Below are 18,931 nucleotides of genomic sequence, written 5' to 3' on the forward strand. Positions count from 1 at the left end.
ATGCCCTCTGCGCAAATTTGTGCACAAGTCCTCATCATGTAAACTAACTTTAATCCTAAGCCATGGACATGGGTACGGGTTAACATTTACTATAGCGTAAATGATTAACATTCCCCCCAACAAATGTAATCACACAAAAGAGCAAAATTAGGATCAGTTGCTAAGTCGCATTAAGGGCAACATCTGTACTATCTCATTGAGAAAAAAGGAAGGCAATAAAGTGAGAAACGTATTTGTTTTATCTGTGCTGACATTAGCACTCAGTGGCTGCAAAAGTTTAGTCGAAAAAGGAAACAACTTATTCGAAGCAGGTATGTATAGCCAATCAGCTGAATATTATGAGCAAGCACTCACCGAAGATCCTCACGATATTGAAGCACAAAAAGGCTTGATGCAAGCACGAAATAAAATTTTAGATAAAGGATTAATTGACGTACGAATGCTGCGTTTAGGAGGCAACCCAACCGGCGCCGCCATCAAATTAGAAGCGCTATTACGAAATCAAATCGAATGGCAAATAGAGCCATTTGGCCCTATTGCAAATACACAAAATGAAGAAATCGACTATGCAACTCACTGGTTGAAAACACGAGCGGAGCAATTAGGCCAGTCGCGTTTTCCAGATCAATTTCGCTTTTTTGAACACCGCTATGCTTTTCTGATTAGTAACGCGCAACTACATAACCAGTTTTCGACTTACAAAGCCGCTTTACAAAACAAAGCACACGCCAAGTGCACACGTCTGTCGACCAATGCAAACGACGAGCGATTTTTCTTACGCCAATTTACAGAGAAATACTGTATGGCTTGGGATCTGCCACAGAATTTCGAGCCGCTTTCTCACGACCCAAGTCGCTACTCACGCATCACGCTTACCCCTAGATTTAAAGTAAATTTACATAGCACGAGCCGACAGGCTAATTCACTACATACTTCCTCGACCCAATTAAAACAAATTTTTAGAGAGAGCCTTTGGTATAGCCCAGTAGGTAAACAAACCTTTGAGCTCAATTTTGACGCTAGCTTAGAGCACATTCGAGATGCAAAGCTGGTAAATAGACAAACACATTTTACATTGGTTGAAGAAAAGCAAAGTAAAGTTGACCCTTCAAATACACTCGATGTAGAAGTGAAAAAAGCGTATAGCTATCCGGTGACTGAGTTCACTGAACAATTTAGCATTGATGCAAAATACGTCGGGACAGTCGCGCAACAACAAATAGAATTCCGTGTTGATGACAGCCTGACGCACTATACGCAAAGTCATCAAGCAGACTTTCCACAACTTAATATCAAACCAATCAAAGCCACCTTTTTAGATGTTGATACTAAACTGGATAAGCAACTCGATATCTTACAGCAAAATTTTAAAACACAATTAGAGCGTATTTGGACAGACACACATTGCAATGGTTTAATCGGTGCTCAATATGGTGAATATATTTTACGCTGTGGCAAAATAGCGCCAGACAATGAATTTGTAAACAGTTGGTTTAAAAAGCAATTTGGTTTAAATTACCTAGAAATGGCTGCACTGTACGCGCTTTAGCTGCCTTTATCTGCAAGGCAATAAGGCTTAATAATGGGCTTGCCTTGCAGATAAAATGGCGATGGTCGACCTTTTCGCAGCACTTGCCATAATGCGATTTTCAGTATTAGATGAGCCGCAACCTGTTTATGCGACCAAGGTCCTTTCACTTCCTTCGGTATCTCTCCTGTTGCAAACTTACAAAATACACTGCCAACAGGCCGGCCTACCATCTTGTCTAAATCTTCTTCAATACAGTGATGTAATAGGCCAACCAATGGCCAACGCGCATTTAATGTATTCCCCAAAGGCGTATTGCAACATTTGGCAAACCAGCGATGCACACCGCCTCGAGTGACAGTTAAGCACCCGATTTCACTGTGTCCTTGGGTGATCGTTAGTTGCGAAGCGCTGACTTGGAAAACATCAGAGCCGCCATAAGCATTCAAAATGTGAGGCTGTTTTAAGTGCTTAACAAACGCCTGACAATCATCGCAATAACACACCACTCGATTGTGAAACAATTTGCTACCTATAGAGACATTCCCACGCACTTTTCCACATTGACATTTCATGTGTAAACACCGTTCCATCACGACTCCCCATTGATGATTGCATTGCGTAAGCCAGCTATGACTTTTTACCCTCTTATCCTAGCATTGTAAAATCAGACAATAAAATGCATATCACCCTTGGACTCACTGCGGCTTCATGCTAGTTTGCTGCAAAACAAAATCAATTTAGGAATTACTATGCCAAAGGCCAGTGAAATAAAAAAACATGCTGCGATTGAATACAATGGTCGCGTTATGATCGTACGTGATATTGAACGTTCAGTACCTCAAGGTCGTGCTGGGGGTAGTCTTTACCGTATGCGTATGTACGATGTCGTCAATAATGGTAAAGTAGATGAAACATTTAAAGCGGAAGAAATGCTTAAACTAGCCGACCTAACGCGTCGCCCGGCAATGTTTTCCTATATTGATGGTGAAGAATACGTCTTTATGGATGAAGAGGACTACACACCTTACCACCTAAATAAAGAAGCCATTTCAGAACAAGTTTTATTTATCAACGAAGATACTAAAGGCCTATCTGTTGTCGTTGTAGAGGGTAGCCCTGTATCTGTCGATTTACCTTCAAGTGTTGAGCTTGTTATTGAAGAGACCGCACCGTCTATTAAAGGGGCCTCTGCCAGTGCGCGTACAAAACCAGCAACGCTGACAACCGGTCTAATCGTCCAAGTCCCTGAACATATCTCAACCGGTGATAAAATTAAAATCAACACCACAGAAGTTAAATTTATGAGTCGTGCAGACAGCTAATCTTGTTTGTGAAAATAAGCCGGGTATCCCGGCTTTTTTATTGCTTCCGCCACACATACCCAATCTTTTTTTCTTATTTATGTAATATCAGCTGTAATTAATACTTTGAATTGATGTTATTTTGTGCCAATAATAAATGGAACGTTCCAAATAAAAACAATCAAGATAATGGGAGTTAATTATGAAACGGTTTGCACTTTGTGCTTTAGCACTGGCTATCCAATCAACATCAGTACACGCACATTCAGGACATACACACCAAAATATACAGACAACAGTACTGAGCGAATGGCAGGACAAAACGAGCTATAAAAAGGGTCACCGAGTAACACACCAAGGGGCAATTTATCAAGCAAACTGGTGGACAGAAGGTGATACACCAGCCATCAATAAATCTGGTGCTTGGCAGTTTGTACAATTCATCAACAGTGAACTCAGCACACCAAACCCTTGGCTACATGCACAGGTTTATACAAAAGGGCAAATCGTTGCGTTTAAAGGAGAGTTGTATAAAGCAAAATGGTGGACATTGAATGAAGATCCTGATGTTAGCCAAGTGTGGGCCAAAATTGCGCACGACAAAAAGAACGATCCAATTTCACAAATGAGCCTGATAGGCAACAATATTACACTGAGTGAGCAAAAAGCAGAGTCTCCCGCAGGTGAAGCACTCAGTAATGCATTTGATGGCGACCCCCGCACAAAATATGTCACTCTTAAACCTCAGAGTTGGATACAAGTATCGTTAGAACAGCCACAAAGTCTGGCTAAATACCAATTGACCTCTGCCAATGATGCCCCAGGCAGAGATCCACATACTTGGACATTACAAGGTTCTAATGATGGTGAAAACTGGCAAATCATTGATACGCAAAATGACCAAGCTTTTGACAAGCGCTTTGAACAAAAGACTTACATCGTCGACAATGCAAAACCTTATCAACACTATCGCTTCGATCTCACTCATAAAGGCACCGATGACTGGGGATATGATTTACTTCAAATCGCCGAGATAGACTTATTTACCAACACACAACTTCCGATTGCTGGCATTAACAGTGAGACCAGTACCGTTTTTGTTGGAGAGGTATTAGAGCTAAAAGATGCTAGCCTCAATCAACCAAATAGCTTTGAATGGCAATTCGAACAAGGAACGCCGGCATCTAGTTTGGCACAAAACCCAGTGGTTACTTTTAACACCCCGGGTGTCAAAAATATCGAGCTTGTTTCTTACAACTGGCATGGCCGAAGCGAAGTCGTAAATCAAACAGTGAAGGTTGTCGATCCTGCCAACCCATGGCATGGGTTCGCCTATCCTGAAATTAAATTTGCTCATGAAGATACCGAAAGCGTAGGCTATAAACGCATTCACCGCCTATTCCCTGATTTAGAAAAAACCATCAATGATGTGACGTTAAAAGTAAATCAGTACCTTTATAAGCATTATGGCGAATCTCCTGAATTTGACTCAGTGACATTTAGCCTAAAGTGGATGGACACCCTTGCTTATCGCGCTGGCTCTGGCCGCAACATGGAAATCGCATTTAGCACAAAATACATCACCGAATCTTTGGCAAATGCAACTGACGAAGAAGTGATTTATGAATTATTGGGTGTCTTCTGGCATGAGCTTGTGCATGGCTATCAACATTTTCCAACGGGACATATGGCGGATGGCAATGAAACACACGCGATTGTTGAGGGAATAGCCGATCTTGTAAGGATCCGCGCAGGCTTTCATGCGACAAGAAGCCCTTCCCCATCCAAAAACTGGTTAGGTGGTTACACCAATACAGGGTTTTTCCTATCTTGGATCCAAGATAACTATGACGATGACTTTACATATAAAATCAACCAAATGGTGCTCACTAGCCAGCGTGAAGGTTGGGAGTGGACATTGGAAGAAGCGCTCAAACGTATCTTAAATCAAGATATCAATACACTATGGCAAAAGTATCAAGCAACTTTAGGGGCCGCACCTGAAGCGCCAGCGATTCCAGCTGACCAAATTAGTTTGGTTGAGTTAGGCACAGATATTACCGCCTCAGCACAGCCTGCGGATCCCATCTACGATGTAACAAAAGCAATCGATGGAGACCGTTACACAAAATATCTAACGATAAACGATCAATCAGAAATCACTTTTTCTACACATGGAACTGGTCAGTTAGTGGCTTATCGCTTAACCGTGGGTGATAACCAGCCGAGCCGAGATCCGAGTAGTTGGACACTATTCGGTTCCCAAGATGGGATCGCTTGGCAAGAGGTGGATGCACAGTCTAACCAAGTATTTAACCAAAGACTTGAAACGCGCGAATTTACCCTTGCGCCAACACAGCACTATCAGCATTTTCGCTTTAATTTTTTAAATAGTGGCCAGCAAAGTAATGGCGAGTCTTTATTTCAACTTGCTGAGATAGACTTGTTGGCTGATAAAGCCACGGTTGCGCTTCCCGTGACACTTGAGAATTTTGTATTGCTCGGCGGGCAAACCAGTGCTGAGCATGAGGGCTTTAGCCAATGGGGAGAGGGCTATCAAAGCGCATTTGATGGTAATTTCGACAATAAATACGTCGCATTGACAGACACTGGTTGGTTACAATTTATCGCCAAACAACCTCATACGTTAAGTGCCTATAGCATAACCAGTGGTAACGATGCGCCCGAACGAGATCCAACAAATTGGTCGCTACAGGGCTCAAATGATGGTGTGCAATGGTATGCCATTGACACTCGCCAGTCAGAGCAATTTACCGAACGTAATCAAACGCGTACTTTTCGAGTAGATAACACGACGGCGTACTCACACTACCGTATCGATCTGACACACACAGCCACGGATGCCAACGGTAATAACCTGCTACAGCTTTCCGAAATAGCGTTGTATCACGCGAAGTAAACTAGATATTGGGCAAAGTAGCGATACTTTGCCCTCTTTACGATATATCAAAATAGGTAATCTCCCCTTCCTTTTTAAACTCAAACATCTGCTGACACAGCGCAAAAACTTGAGAAATTAGTCAAGCCATCATATGATCCAATATTGCACAATGAATGGATAATTTGACGGACGTTTAAAGCACATATGGATATCGGGAAAGATGAAAACCAGTAAGCTCAGTATCAGGTTACTTTGGTATATAACACCGCTGGTGATTTTGCCTTTGCTGTTTTTAGGCGGCTTTACACTCACCAATGTAACCAGCTCCACGCAAAAGCAAGCAAAGCTCATTGTGGGGCGCTTTGTTGAACAACAGCAACAAAAAATGTTCAACTACATGGAAATATATCAATCAACCACAAAACTGCTTTCCACATCTCCTGTGCTTAGTGACTACTTACTTTCACCCCTAGATAAAGAACCACTGCAAAAAAAACACTTAGGTGCACTTCTTACATCATCTGATGAACATAAACTTAAAACAAAACGTTTGGGTGCACTGATGGATGTATTTGCAAGTTACAGTGAAGCCTATCCAGATATACTCAGTATTAACCTTGTCGATGCAGAGGGTAAAAGCCATGCCTTCTATTCGAGTAATTTAAGTTTTGCGCCAGATGACTACCCATTTTTTGACCAAGTACTTAAAAGCAATTTGCGCCAGCAACAGTACATGCTACCGGCCAAAGAAGGTGGTACACAACTTTACTTCGTGCAACAGATTTATAGCGTTAACTTTCACCTAAAAAGACCACAAAGACAGGGCTATATCATAGTGCGTGTTGCGCCATCGATTATTAGTAGTAGCATACTTGAAGCGCCTTACGACAACACATTAAATTTATTGGTGTCCGCGCAGGGAGAAGTGTTATTCTCCTCTGATGGACAATTCTCTTCCAGTTACCTCAGCGCTGAAGAAATGGCGCAAGTTAGCTCCTTGGCAGATAGAGGTAAATTAGATTCTATCATTTTGCCCTCTGTTGATGGGCTCAAACGCATGACTTACAGTGCACAGCTAAGTGGTGGTTATTACTATATTTCGACCATACCCAAAAGTATTCTTTATCAATCTGGTAAAGCCATCAGCTTAATCACAGCTTTAATCGTTATTCTTTCCGTGGTTACCTTACCCGTACTCATCTTTATTGTGGTACGTAACCTACTACTTACGCCCATAGAATTGCTTGGAGAAGCCAGCCACCGAGTCGGTGATGGTGACTTATCAGTCTCTTTACCTGCCCATGACGACGACGAAGTTGGCACCTTGTTCGATGATTTCAACCACATGGTGAAACAGATCCGAGACTTCCAAGGTGAATTGGAAGACTACAAGCTCCACCTAGAAGAAAAGGTCGAAAGTCGAACACGAGCACTAGAAGAAATGAACAGCCAGCTCGAAGTCGCGATTACTGAAGCAGAGCAAGCAAACCAGCTTAAAAGTCGATTTTTAGCGAATATGAGCCATGAGATCCGTACACCATTAACGGCAATTATGGGGTTTACTGAGCAACTATTGCACAACCCAGGTGCGAAGAACGCAGACTTACACTTAGACACGATTTTACGCAACTCAAAGCACTTATTAGAACTGATCAATAACATTCTCGACCTCTCAAAAATTGAAGCAGAAAAACTCGCAGTAGAACAAAATGCGATTGAGTTTTTACCATTATTAAAAGACATTGAATCGATTATTCAGCCACTTGCCGAAGAAAAACAGCTTGAATTAACGCTCGACTACGCATTTCCATTGCCCAAAGCGCTCAATAGTGATGAAACACGTCTAAAGCAAATCTTGCTTAATATTGCCAGTAACGCCGTTAAATTTACTGAACAAGGGGTTATTTCCATCGGCATTGATTTTAACGCCCAGCGAGATCAATTTATCTTTGTGATTAAAGATACGGGCATTGGCATGTCAAAAAGTGAAATGGAAAGGGTGTTCAAACCGTTTGAACAAGCCGATACCACCACAACACGACGATTTGGTGGCACCGGGCTTGGTCTATGTATATCTAAAAATTTAGCACAGCTGCTTGGTGGCGATGTACAAGTGAGCAGTGAGCAAGGTAATGGCAGTACCTTTACCATTACTATCTTGGCCAATCACCGCAACCAAGACATCGAATGGATAGATTGTGACTCTTATATTCACAATCAAACAAGCAGTGCTCAAAAACTGACTGAAACGCAACTAGAAGCCACGATACTGCTCGCTGAAGATAATAAAGATAACCAAGAGTTGATTTCTTTACTATTAAGTTCTTGGGGCCTAAAGCCCGATATTGCAAATAATGGCGCAGAAGCCGTCGAAATGTCACTTATCAATGATTACGATTTAATCTTAATGGACATGCAAATGCCTGTGATGGGTGGCTTAGAAGCGACTGAAATGCTCAGACATGCCGCCTATGACGGGCCGATTGTCGCACTGACTGCCAATATCATGAAAAATGACATTGATACCTACTTGGCCGCAGGATGCAACGCCACGCTCGGTAAACCCATCGACAGAGAAAAACTCGGCACGGTACTACTTGAGTTTTTAGAGCTGGCCAGTGACAATGCCTCGAAGTGGAACAACCTCCTAAAAAGTGAAAAATTCTTACAAATTAGTCAAAATTATTTGGAGAAGCTACCGGAACAACTCGATCTCGTCGAATCACTGTACGAGAATCAAGAATGGGAGTCTTTACGTGCTCTAGCGCATAGTTTAAAAGGCAGTGCTGGCTGCTTTGGCTTTAGCAATATTCACAGTGCTGCAGGTGAGTTGGAAATGAGCTTACAAGGAAACAACAAAGCTCAATGGCAATATACCACCTTACAACTTACCCAAGCGATCCAATACACATTAGATAATGAAGATGTACAGCTTCAAGCTGCAAGGTAGTTACACCTGTTGCTTTCTTAATTTGTAAACTGTATGCCCATGAGAATGGCATCTTCTTTGCCAGTTTCGGTTGGGTAGTAATTTTTTCTCCTACCCATCACATTCAAGCCAACCTTATTATAGAGCGCGATCGCAGACTGGTTAGATGCCCTGACTTCCAAAAACAGGTTTTCAGCCTGTTCATCCACACATTGTTCTATCAATGCATGCATCAATTCGGTCGCAATGCCTTTACCTTGATGATCTGGGTGCACACAAATATTCATTAGGGTGTAGTCTGGTCCAGCTCGTTCAGCAATAAAATATCCGATCAGTCCTGCTTCACTATCACGACATACATTAAAATAACGACCGCCAATGCATGAAGTGAGTGTTTTTTCGCTCCATGGATGGCTGTGGCACGCGTTCTCAATTTCCATGACCTGTTCGATCGGAAATTGAGCTAAGGCCTCACTACGCAGATACAGCATGATATATCGCCCGCCATAGTTGTTGCTTTTGTTCTGTGTCTAGTACTGTGCCAGGTAAGGTCAGCGTATTCCCTTGCAATGAAATAGATTCCCCCGACACGACAACTAAATTATCTAAATTAATAGCCAAGGCAATATCTTCAGCGAGACGTGTTGGTAAAACCAAAGGGACAGAGGTACCTTGCACGCCTTCTGGATCAGCATGTGTATTATATTGTGCTTTAAGCTTAAGTGGTGTTAAACCAAGTAATTGAGCATGTATAGGATGCATAATAAAAATACTTTTTTACTGAGTCTAAATGGTCGTAGTAAAAGATTCAATTACGTGGGAAAAGTAAGAAGTGGCAGGGGCGGCAGGACTCGAACCCGCAACCATCGGTTTTGGAGACCGCTGTTCTACCAATTGGAACTACGCCCCTGCAATGTCGACGCATTATAAAGAGCTTTTAGAAAAGGTAAAGAGGAAAAATGCATTTTTTTGTTTGTTTGCTTTTTTTATAAACAAAAAGGCGAATATTTATGATATTCGCCTTTTTTTCATTCAATTAGCTTGTGCTAATTATCATTATTCCCACTCGATTGTCGCAGGTGGTTTGCCTGAGATATCGTAAACAACGCGAGAAATTCCATCAATTTCATTGATGATGCGGTTTGAAACAAGACCTAAGAAATCATAAGGTAAGTGTGACCAACGCGCCGTCATAAAGTCGATTGTTTCTACACAACGTAATGATACAACCCAGTCGTACTTACGTGCATCACCCATTACACCTACCGATTTAACCGGCAGGAATACAGTGAATGCTTGAGACACTTTGTGGTAAATGCCTGCTTTATGAAGCTCTTCAATGAAGATAGCATCTGCACGACGCAGCAAATCACAGTATTCTTTCTTGATTTCACCAAGTACGCGTACACCTAGACCAGGACCTGGGAATGGGTGACGGTAAAGCATGTCGTACGGTAAACCTAACTCAAGACCAATCTTACGTACTTCATCTTTAAACAACTCACGAAGGGGTTCTACTAGACCCATTTCCATATCGTCAGGAAGACCGCCTACGTTATGGTGAGACTTGATCACGTGTGCCTTGCCTGTTTTTGATGCCGCTGACTCGATGACGTCTGGGTAAATTGTACCTTGCGCTAACCATTTAGCATTTTTCAACTTTTTAGATTCAGCATCGAATACGTCAATGAACGTATGGCCAATTGCTTTACGCTTATCTTCAGGATCAGAAAGACCTGCTAGGTCATTCAGGAACTGCTCTTCAGCATCCACTTTGATGATATTCAGGCCGAATTTATCCCCAAACATCTCCATTACTTGCTGACCTTCGTTTAAACGAAGTAAACCATTATCAACAAATACACACGTTAATTTCTTACCAATCGCACGGTGAATCAGCATAGCCACAACAGACGAATCAACACCACCTGAAAGGCCTAGGATAACTTCGTCATCGCCAACTTTCTCTTTGATCCGCTCAACGGCATCTTCAATGATCTGCGAAGGTGTCCAAAGCTTCTCACAGCCACAGATATCAATGGCAAAACGCTCTAACAAACGAGTACCTTGCTGCGTATGTGTCACTTCTGGGTGGAATTGCACACCATAAAAACGTTTTTCTTCCCAAGACATTGCCGCGTGTGGACACGTATCCGTTTTCGCACTTGTTACAAACGTGTCTGGGATTTCAACCACTTTATCGCCGTGGCTCATCCATACGTCAAGTTGACCAATACCATCTTCAATGTGATCTTCAATCGCTTCGAAAAGTGCACAGTTACCAACTTTTTCAACTTTTGCGTAACCAAACTCTTTCTTATCAGAGCTATGTACTTTACCACCAAGCTGCATCGCCATTGTTTGCATGCCGTAACATACACCAAGTACAGGTACACCTGCCTCAAACACATACTCTGGTGCTCTTGGGCTATTTTCTTCTGTGGTTGACTCTGGACCACCAGACAGGATGATACCCTGAGGGTTGAATTCACGGATCTGCTCTTCCGTTACATCCCACGCCCAAAGTTCACAGTAAACGCCAATCTCACGTACACGACGTGCAATTAACTGCGTGTATTGAGAACCGAAGTCTAAGATCAAAATACGGGAATCATGGATGTCTTTGCTCATTGATAATCTCGTTAGTTAGGAAACGATAAAATTAGTAAAGCACAGCTAACCTGCTTTACCAGAATTAAAAAGGGCTAGCTGCTGCTAGCCCTGACAATTTTGCGGGCTCAACGCACGTTGGCCGGCTTAACCTAAGCGATAGTTAGGCGCTTCTTTGGTGATTTGTACATCGTGTACGTGAGACTCACCCATACCTGCTGAAGTGACACGTACAAACTCAGGTTTGATGTTCAGTTCAGCGATTGTTGCACAGCCAGTTAGACCCATTGCACTGCGAATACCACCAATTTGCTGGTGAATGATCGCAGCAATTGGGCCCTTGTATGCAACGCGGCCTTCAATGCCTTCTGGCACAAGCTTGTCTGCTTGGTTGCTCTTCTGGAAGTAACGATCTGAAGAACCTTCTTTTTGGTTCATCGCACCTAGAGAACCCATACCACGGTAAGACTTGTAGTAACGGCCTTGATACAGTTCAACTTCACCCGGTGATTCTTCAGTACCAGCAAGCATTGAACCAACCATGACGCACGCTGCACCAGCAACAAGCGCTTTGACAATGTCACCAGAATAGCGAATACCACCATCGGCAATCACTGGAATGTCACGATCTTTTAGTGCTTCAACAGCATCTGAAATCGCTGTGATTTGTGGTACACCACACCCTGTAACAATACGCGTTGTACAAATTGAACCAGGGCCAATACCCACTTTAACAGCATCTGCACCAGCATCAGCAAGGGCAAGGGCTCCTGCGCCTGTTGCAACGTTACCCGCAACAATTTGTAGCTCAGGGTAAGCTGCACGCGTTGCTTTAACGCGGTCAATTACACCTTGAGAGTGACCATGAGATGTGTCAATCAATAAGATGTCCACACCAGCCTCAACCAATGCAGCGATACGCTCATCAGTACCGGCGCCAACACCCACAGCAGCACCAACACGTAAACGACCTTGTGCGTCTTTACATGCGTTCGGCTTTTCTTGTGCTTTTTGATAATCTTTAACGGTGATCATGCCTTTAAGTGCAAACGCATCGTCAACCACTAAGATTTTCTCAATGCGGTGCTCGTGCATTAGACCGAGGATCTCTTCACGACCTGCGCCTTCTTTCACAGTCACTAAATCTGCTTTTTTCGTCATCACTGACGAAACAGGCTTGTCTAACTGAGTTTCAAAACGCATATCACGGCTTGTCACGATACCTTCAAGTTGGTTATCAGCACCCACTACAGGGAAACCTGAAAACCCTTTTTCATCTGCAAGGGCAATCGTTTCAGCAATGGTTTTGTCTGCTGTGACAGTGACAGGGAAAGTAACGATACCAGCTTCGTAAGTTTTTACTTTACGAACATTGTCCGCTTGCTCTTCGATGGTCATGTTTTTGTGAATAAAGCCAATGCCGCCTTCTTGCGCTAGGGCAATCGCTAAGCGTGCTTCAGTCACTGTGTCCATTGACGCAGAAACAAGTGGCAGGTTAAGCTCGATATCGCGTGTCAGACGAGTTTTAAGACTCGCTGTGTGCGGTAGAACAGTTGAATGAGCGGGTACTAGTAGTACGTCGTCAAAAGTAAGGGCTTCTTTTGCAATTCTTAGCATGTGTGCGGCTTCTCTCAAGTGAATTCTGAGTATAAGGAATTGCGTGCGCATTTTATCAGCGTTCCTTATGCGAGTAAACAAAATTTAGCAAAAAATGTGCTAAAGTGTCTGTGAATTTTTTATGGAGTTAGGTATGTCATTGCCACAGAACAACAAAGTTTATACAGTTTCACGCTTAAATCGCGAAATTCGCAGCTTACTAGAACAAGGTTTTGCTTCTCTTGAATTAACTGGCGAAATTTCAAACTTTGTCGCCCCGGCTTCTGGGCATTGGTACTTTTCTTTAAAAGACGAAAAAGCCCAAATTAAGGCGGCAATGTGGCGAGGTAACAATCGATATTGTAAATACCGCCCAGAAAATGGTGCCCAAGTACAGGTTAAAGCACGCGTATCCGTCTATGAACCGCGTGGAGATTACCAACTCATAGTCGAGCAAATGGCCCCCGCAGGTGAAGGTTTACTTAAACAGCAATTTGAAGCATTACAAATGCAACTGGCTGCTGAAGGACTATTTAACAGCTTTCATAAAAAACCGCTGCCACAACAAATTAATCGTATTGGTGTCGTTACCTCAGCAACAGGCGCGGCCATTAAAGATATTCTGTCCGTGTTAAAACGCCGTGCACCACAATTAGAAATCACCATCTACCCTTCTCTGGTGCAAGGAAACGAGGCTGCAGCACAGATCGCAGAAAAAATTGCATTGGCAGATAAACGTAATGAAGTCGATGTACTCATCGTTGGACGTGGTGGAGGCTCTTTGGAAGATCTATGGTGTTTTAACGAAGAAGTAGTCGCACGCGCCATTTTCGCCTGTACACTTCCTGTTATCAGCGCTGTCGGTCACGAGATTGATACCACCATAAGCGACTATGTTGCTGATTTGCGTGCCCCAACGCCCTCAGCTGCCGCTGAGCTAGTCAGTCCAGATAGCAGTGAACTCATCAGTTATGTCAAAGATAGAAAGCAGCGACTGGCAATGGCTTTAAAACGCACACTGTATGACGAGCAGCAACATGTTGTACGCTTACAGCAACGTTTAAGCTTACAGCATCCACAAAATCAATTAATGCAACAAGTACAGCGCGTCGATGAATTACAGCAACGTTTGCTTCGAGCGTTACAATACCAACAGCAGAAGCAACATCATAAAGTGAACGTGCTAGAACATGCCTTACTCAAGTTTCACCCTGAAAAGCGCCTAAGCAATGCCAAAGCAAAACTGGACAGACTTACATCAACACTCCACAACACGATGGCTCAGCACAGTGCCCGCCAGCAAAATCAGTTGGCCCTATTGGCAGCGAGACTTGATAGTGTGAGCCCGTTAGCTGTCTTATCTCGGGGCTACAGCATCACGCAAAAAAATAACCATGTCGTAACTTCAATTACTGATGTACAGGTAGGCGACACACTGGTGACCCAATTAGCCGATGGACAACTACACACCCAAATTAAGGACATCGATAAGCTTAGGTAATCAGTTAGTACTCGCTTCTGAGTTCATCACTGGTTTTTAAACTCAGGTGAATTTGCAGTGTACCCTTGTTTTGAACTGCCGTTACCGTTTTAAATTGCTTCATCCAAGGCATACGTAGTAACGCGGTGTGTAACTGCTGCCAATTTGCAGCACCGGCGTGTGATTCAGAGGTAAAATTTAATTGGCAAACGTGCTGCTTGCACTGAGAGGCAAGCAGCGTGATGTCATCGTGTAATTGAACTTCATATAAAAAGTCTTCAGCAAATAATTCCACTTCAGACGCCCAGACCTCGTCTCGTCTTTGCTGAGCAAATATTGCCGCTAGACGGCTAGCAACGTTAAAGGTTGGTGTACTGCCACTAGGATCAGATTGCAGCGCAGATAACTGCGCTTGTAATTTTGCGTTGTCTTCTTTTAAACGTTGATTGAGTGCCAGTAGAGTCTCGTCTGGTGCCGAGCCGTGAGTAGATACATGCTCGCCTTGTAGAAAACCCTGCTCAATCACCCTCTCCGTCTGAGATAACTCGATATTGTCTTGCTGTGTTGGGTTTGCTGGCAAAGTAGTGATATCGTCCGCTCGGGGTGATACCACGGGCGAACTGTGCAGTTCGTATAGACCACAAGTCAATAAGACCCCTGTAGAAAATGCACAAAGCAAAGACGCCTTATCACGCATCTGCTGGCTAACAACTTATAACATAGCGCTAGTATGAGAGTCGTTGATACGACTGATGGCATCATCTAGGAAGTTTTGATCCATGCTCTCAGCAGGACATGGGCAATTTGGTTTGCCAACTACTTTGGCTGGTACACCTACCACTGTGGTGTGCGGTGCAACGGCTTTCAATACTACCGAGCCTGCCCCTATGCGTGCGCCTTCACCAACCTCAATATTACCAAGCACTTTTACACCAGCGCCAATCAAAACACCGGCACGGATCTTGGGATGTCGGTCACCTTGCTCGTTACCTGTACCGCCAAGCGTAACTGACTGTAAAATTGAAACATTATCTTCGATAACGGCTGTTTCACCGATAACTATACCAGTCGCATGGTCAAGCATAATACCATGGCCGACTTTACAAGCAGGATGGATGTCAACGCCAAAAACTTCAGAGGTGCGGCTTTGAATAAAACGGGCGAGCTCTTTGCGCTGTTGTCGCCACAGGCAGTATGCGAGACGGTGTGCTTGTAATGCATGGAAACCCTTCAAGTTTAATATCACGTTAAGATAACTATCGGCAGCGGGGTCTCGATCTTTAACAGCTTTTATATCATGAGCCACATGTGTCAGCATCCGGTCACAATCGACAAAGGCTTGGTCAAACAATTCACGGATAGTAAATGCAGACACAACGGCGTCTGAGAGCTTATTGGCAACTATGAAGCTCAAGGCTGCACCTAAACAATCGTGATTGAGCACACTTGAATATACATGACTGGCGAGCAAAGGCTCTCTTTGCACAAGTTCTTGTGCTTCTTCTCTCAATTGTTGCCAAATTTCGTGTCTCATATTTTCCACATATCTGTCATTTACTGTCGTTTCTTATCTTAGCGTGCATCACCCTTTGATAGCACTAGTAAGCCTCGAATTTCTAGTTATTAATTATAACCTAAGGTTCCTATAATGGTGTTTTTTTAACGCACGTGCAACTTAATGACTATAAATAAAAACGCCCCGCTAAAGCGGGGCGTTTACACTGACATACAGTTTAAAGATTTATTTAAATAAATCCTGAGCTTGTATCACTTCTATATTTTTCGCAGGTACTGATAGCTGATAACTTTCAACGATCTTATCCTCATCAAGTAACGCCTGAGGCTTGCTCACGTTATATTTAAGCGGAGAAACTTGCTCGCTTGCAAGGCGCTGCTTCATGTCTTCGCCGTCACCTGTCACAAACACATAGTGCATATTCTCAGTTTGTAGATTTTCACGGATCACGCGGTTGACGTCGTCTAAGCTCAAACTTGCAAGCTGTGCGCGCACTAGGCTTACAAATTCATCGGTGTTATAAAATTGGCTATCTAGTGCATAACCAAGTTGCCTATCTTGGCTCGCCACCAGCTGCGGCACATAATTATTTAAGAAATTACGCGTCGCTTCAAAGTCTTTTTCACTCATCCCTTGCTTGATCATCTTATCAAGCTCATAAACCGCAACACGTGTCGCAAAATGCGCGTCATTATTCGAACGCAGTGGACGTAACCAAACTTGGAAAATCTGCTCAGAGCGACCTAAGTTCGCATCAGGCATAGTTTGGTACATGCCGCGCGGGAAGTACTCAATATAGGCATAGTCACCATAGTTCATACCACGAGTTTGACGAATTCGGTCAAATAGGAAGGCCCCTGAGTTACGGTGCTCACCAAAATATGAACGCACTAACCACAGCGCGGTCCAATCTTTGCTGCTGCGCACCGTCTCAATTGGGAAACCAAATGATACTGCTGTTGATTTAGCGCTTTTCTCAACAATTGTCGCATGAATGCCCTCTAGTGCAGGTGCATCAGCGACATTCAAACGTTTTTCTTCGCCCTTTGGTAAACGCGTTAAGTCTTGTATTAGTTGCGCCTTCAAATCATCATTCAGCGCACCTGTTAAACCTAGATTTAACTTCGCCTGGGTGAACTGGCTATAATAGAAGTCCTTCACATCTTGCAATGTTAACGCGTCTAAATCTGACAAATCACCTAGGTTTAAACTTTCATAAGCATGACCTTGATACAGCTTATGATAGAGCACCTCTTTACCTAGCTCTTCGTCATTTGACGCTTTTAAGTCTGAATTAATGTTATCAATTAGCTCTTTTTTCAAACGATTAAAATCATCTTCTCTAAAGCCTGGGTTTAACAACTGCTCACCGACCAATGCATACCATTGCTGTACGTTGTCTTTGTGCACGCGGCCGCGTAGTGCAATCATCTCTTTGTCCACTTGGTGAGAGAAGCTACCAGCGAGTGGATACATGGCTTTTTGGATTTCTTTATACGACTTAGTTGCGCTGCCTCCTTTGGCGAGCATTGCAGCTGTCAACGCAGCAACCCCTTTTTTCCCTTCAGGATCAGCGGCTGCACCCGTATAGAATAACCAATTCACATCAACTAGGGGGGATTTAGACGTTTTATCTAAGACCGTGAAGTGCTGCGTTGTTGGTTGACTCAACTCAGCAGTGAGGGCATCCAGATCCACTTCTTTTTCAAAGCCTGTGATTTTGGCTTTTGCTGACATAGTTACAGTATTGCGCCCAGAGTCAACAAAGTATTTGTTAGCGATGCGACGAATATCTTCAGGGGTGACGGTGTCTGCCGTGGCATACATTTGATTGATGGCTTCAGGATCACGCTCAAAGTGTACATAGCTTGCCAGCATCGATGCGATGGCCTTTGATGAATCTAAATCATTGGCAAAACTATATCGTTTATTAGACTTCAGGGCCGCCAGTTTGCCTTCATCTACTAGCTCAGCGCGTGCCGTTGCATAAGTACGGGTAATGGCGTCACGCACAGTAACGAGGTCTTTTTCGTCTTCGACTTTAACAAAAACATGAAGCAGGCCGGGATCTTTGGTTTCAGCATTATATGTGAAAAGCTGTGTCGCAATTTGTTTATCCACGACCAACTCTTGGTATAGCTTTGAGTTCTCTGAGAAATAAAGCTCTGAAACTAAATCTACAGCTGCGCGATCTTTTTGCGTCGGCTCCCAAGCTGGTCCTTTGTACGACACAAGTAACCAGTGACCTGGTTGGCCTTCATTCACAACATGCTGGTACCTTGCTGCTTGCTGTTTTGGCTCCACTGGGATCTCTGCCTGATACTCACCACGTTGCCACTCACCCCAATGCTTTTTAACCAGATCAACGGTGGCTTTTGGCTCCACATCACCAACGATCACGATGGTCGCATACTCAGGCTTATAAAAGCGTTCAAAAAATAAATCCGCATAAGCCATTTGGTCTGGCATCGCTTCTATATCTTCAAAAAAGCCCATTGTGGTGTGTTTATAGGTATGTGTATCAAAAGCGTTGTTACGAACAGCACCCAACAACTTACGGATCGGGCTGGCATTATTTTTCAGGTATTCGCCTTTTACAGTCAGCGCTTCTGTACGGAATTGCTCTTCACTAAAGTGGAGGTTTTGGAAAATGTCAGACTGAATTTCAAGCACTTTGCCTAAGTGCTCTTTTGAAAAGCTAAGATAATAATTGGTGTAGTCGTTGGTTGTATAAGCGCGGTTATCCACCCCTGAGTTTTTAATAATGTCTTTATAAATGGCTTCTGGATATTTTTTTGAACCTTTGAACATCATGTGTTCAAAAAAATGTGCAAACCCCGTTTTGCCGTCTTCTATCTCATTGCGCGATCCCACTGAAACGGGGATCTGTAAAGACACCACATCAGGGTAATCTGTTTTAACCACCACAACACGCAAGCCGTTATCAAGCTCTTCGAGTACGTAATCATGTGAAAAGACTTTGTTATTCACGGTGTCTACCGCAGCCACAGCGCCATTTGGTTGGCCATGGGTCGTATTCATATTATTTGCAGCACACCCTGTCAG

At 43.4% G+C, this 18,931-nt stretch carries 13 protein-coding genes and 1 tRNA gene; 5 read left to right on the forward strand and 9 right to left on the reverse strand.

Annotation, left to right across the window (positions count from 1 at the left end; genetic code table 11):
• Positions 1–220: 220 nt before the first annotated feature.
• A complete protein-coding gene (locus JF50_RS25715; protein ID WP_039612086.1) occupies positions 221–1,549 on the forward strand; it encodes a tetratricopeptide repeat protein in 1,329 nt (442 codons plus the stop codon).
• Here JF50_RS25715 and JF50_RS25720 read toward each other — a convergent pair.
• Positions 1,546–2,121 carry a DUF6151 family protein gene (locus JF50_RS25720; RefSeq protein WP_268747844.1) on the reverse strand — a complete coding sequence of 192 codons (576 nt, stop codon included), beginning with the start codon at positions 2,119–2,121 and terminating at the stop codon, positions 1,546–1,548. The genes JF50_RS25715 and JF50_RS25720 overlap by 4 nt on opposite strands.
• 159 nt (positions 2,122–2,280) lie before the next feature.
• Here JF50_RS25720 and yeiP point away from each other — a divergent pair, with 159 nt between their 5' ends.
• The 3 genes from yeiP to JF50_RS25735 all read left to right on the forward strand — a co-directional run bounded on the left by yeiP (position 2,281) and on the right by JF50_RS25735 (position 8,684).
• On the forward strand, positions 2,281–2,853 hold the full coding sequence (gene yeiP / locus JF50_RS25725) for an elongation factor P-like protein YeiP (protein ID WP_039612087.1): 573 nt from the start codon (positions 2,281–2,283) through the stop codon (positions 2,851–2,853).
• Between the two features lie 181 nt (positions 2,854–3,034).
• Positions 3,035–5,752 carry a basic secretory protein-like protein gene (locus tag JF50_RS26540; protein WP_052262791.1) on the forward strand — a complete coding sequence of 906 codons (2,718 nt, stop codon included), beginning with the start codon at positions 3,035–3,037 and terminating at the stop codon, positions 5,750–5,752.
• A gap of 202 nt (positions 5,753–5,954) precedes the next feature.
• Positions 5,955–8,684 carry an ATP-binding protein gene (locus JF50_RS25735; RefSeq protein ID WP_039612088.1) on the forward strand — a complete coding sequence of 910 codons (2,730 nt, stop codon included), beginning with the start codon at positions 5,955–5,957 and terminating at the stop codon, positions 8,682–8,684.
• 17 nt (positions 8,685–8,701) lie between these two features.
• Here the strand turns inward: JF50_RS25735 and rimI are convergent, their stop codons facing one another.
• The 5 genes from rimI to guaB all read right to left on the reverse strand — a co-directional run bounded on the left by rimI (position 8,702) and on the right by guaB (position 12,890).
• Positions 8,702–9,154: a ribosomal protein S18-alanine N-acetyltransferase gene (gene rimI, locus JF50_RS25740; protein ID WP_080760357.1), complete on the reverse strand. Its 453-nt coding sequence runs from the start codon at positions 9,152–9,154 to the stop codon at positions 8,702–8,704.
• A complete protein-coding gene (locus tag JF50_RS25745) occupies positions 9,138–9,425 on the reverse strand; it encodes a hypothetical protein (protein WP_039612089.1) in 288 nt (95 codons plus the stop codon). Before JF50_RS25745 ends, rimI begins: the two co-directional genes overlap by 17 nt.
• 71 nt (positions 9,426–9,496) lie before the next feature.
• Positions 9,497–9,573: transfer RNA gene (locus JF50_RS25750), tRNA-Trp, on the reverse strand.
• A gap of 146 nt (positions 9,574–9,719) precedes the next feature.
• On the reverse strand, positions 9,720–11,294 hold the full coding sequence (gene guaA / locus JF50_RS25755) for a glutamine-hydrolyzing GMP synthase (RefSeq protein ID WP_039612090.1): 1,575 nt from the start codon (positions 11,292–11,294) through the stop codon (positions 9,720–9,722).
• Between the two features lie 126 nt (positions 11,295–11,420).
• Positions 11,421–12,890: an IMP dehydrogenase gene (guaB, locus tag JF50_RS25760; RefSeq protein WP_039612234.1), complete on the reverse strand. Its 1,470-nt coding sequence runs from the start codon at positions 12,888–12,890 to the stop codon at positions 11,421–11,423.
• Between the two features lie 133 nt (positions 12,891–13,023).
• Here guaB and xseA point away from each other — a divergent pair, with 133 nt between their 5' ends.
• Positions 13,024–14,370, forward strand: coding sequence for an exodeoxyribonuclease VII large subunit (gene xseA, locus JF50_RS25765; RefSeq protein ID WP_039612091.1), 1,347 nt, complete (start codon positions 13,024–13,026; stop codon positions 14,368–14,370).
• A 4-nt stretch (positions 14,371–14,374) separates the two neighbouring features.
• Here the strand turns inward: xseA and JF50_RS25770 are convergent, their stop codons facing one another.
• From JF50_RS25770 to JF50_RS25780, 3 genes are all read right to left on the reverse strand, one after another.
• A complete protein-coding gene (locus JF50_RS25770) occupies positions 14,375–15,046 on the reverse strand; it encodes a hypothetical protein (protein ID WP_039612092.1) in 672 nt (223 codons plus the stop codon).
• A 15-nt stretch (positions 15,047–15,061) separates the two neighbouring features.
• Positions 15,062–15,883 carry a serine O-acetyltransferase gene (gene cysE / locus JF50_RS25775; RefSeq protein WP_039612093.1) on the reverse strand — a complete coding sequence of 274 codons (822 nt, stop codon included), beginning with the start codon at positions 15,881–15,883 and terminating at the stop codon, positions 15,062–15,064.
• Positions 15,884–16,090: 207 nt separating this feature from the next.
• Positions 16,091–18,907: a M16 family metallopeptidase gene (locus JF50_RS25780; RefSeq protein WP_419177530.1), complete on the reverse strand. Its 2,817-nt coding sequence runs from the start codon at positions 18,905–18,907 to the stop codon at positions 16,091–16,093.
• Between the last annotated feature and the right edge of the window lie 24 nt (positions 18,908–18,931).

Origin of the sequence: Pseudoalteromonas luteoviolacea (genome assembly GCF_000814765.1) — a bacterium.
GTDB classification, from domain to species: Bacteria; Pseudomonadota; Gammaproteobacteria; order Enterobacterales; family Alteromonadaceae; genus Pseudoalteromonas; species Pseudoalteromonas luteoviolacea_H.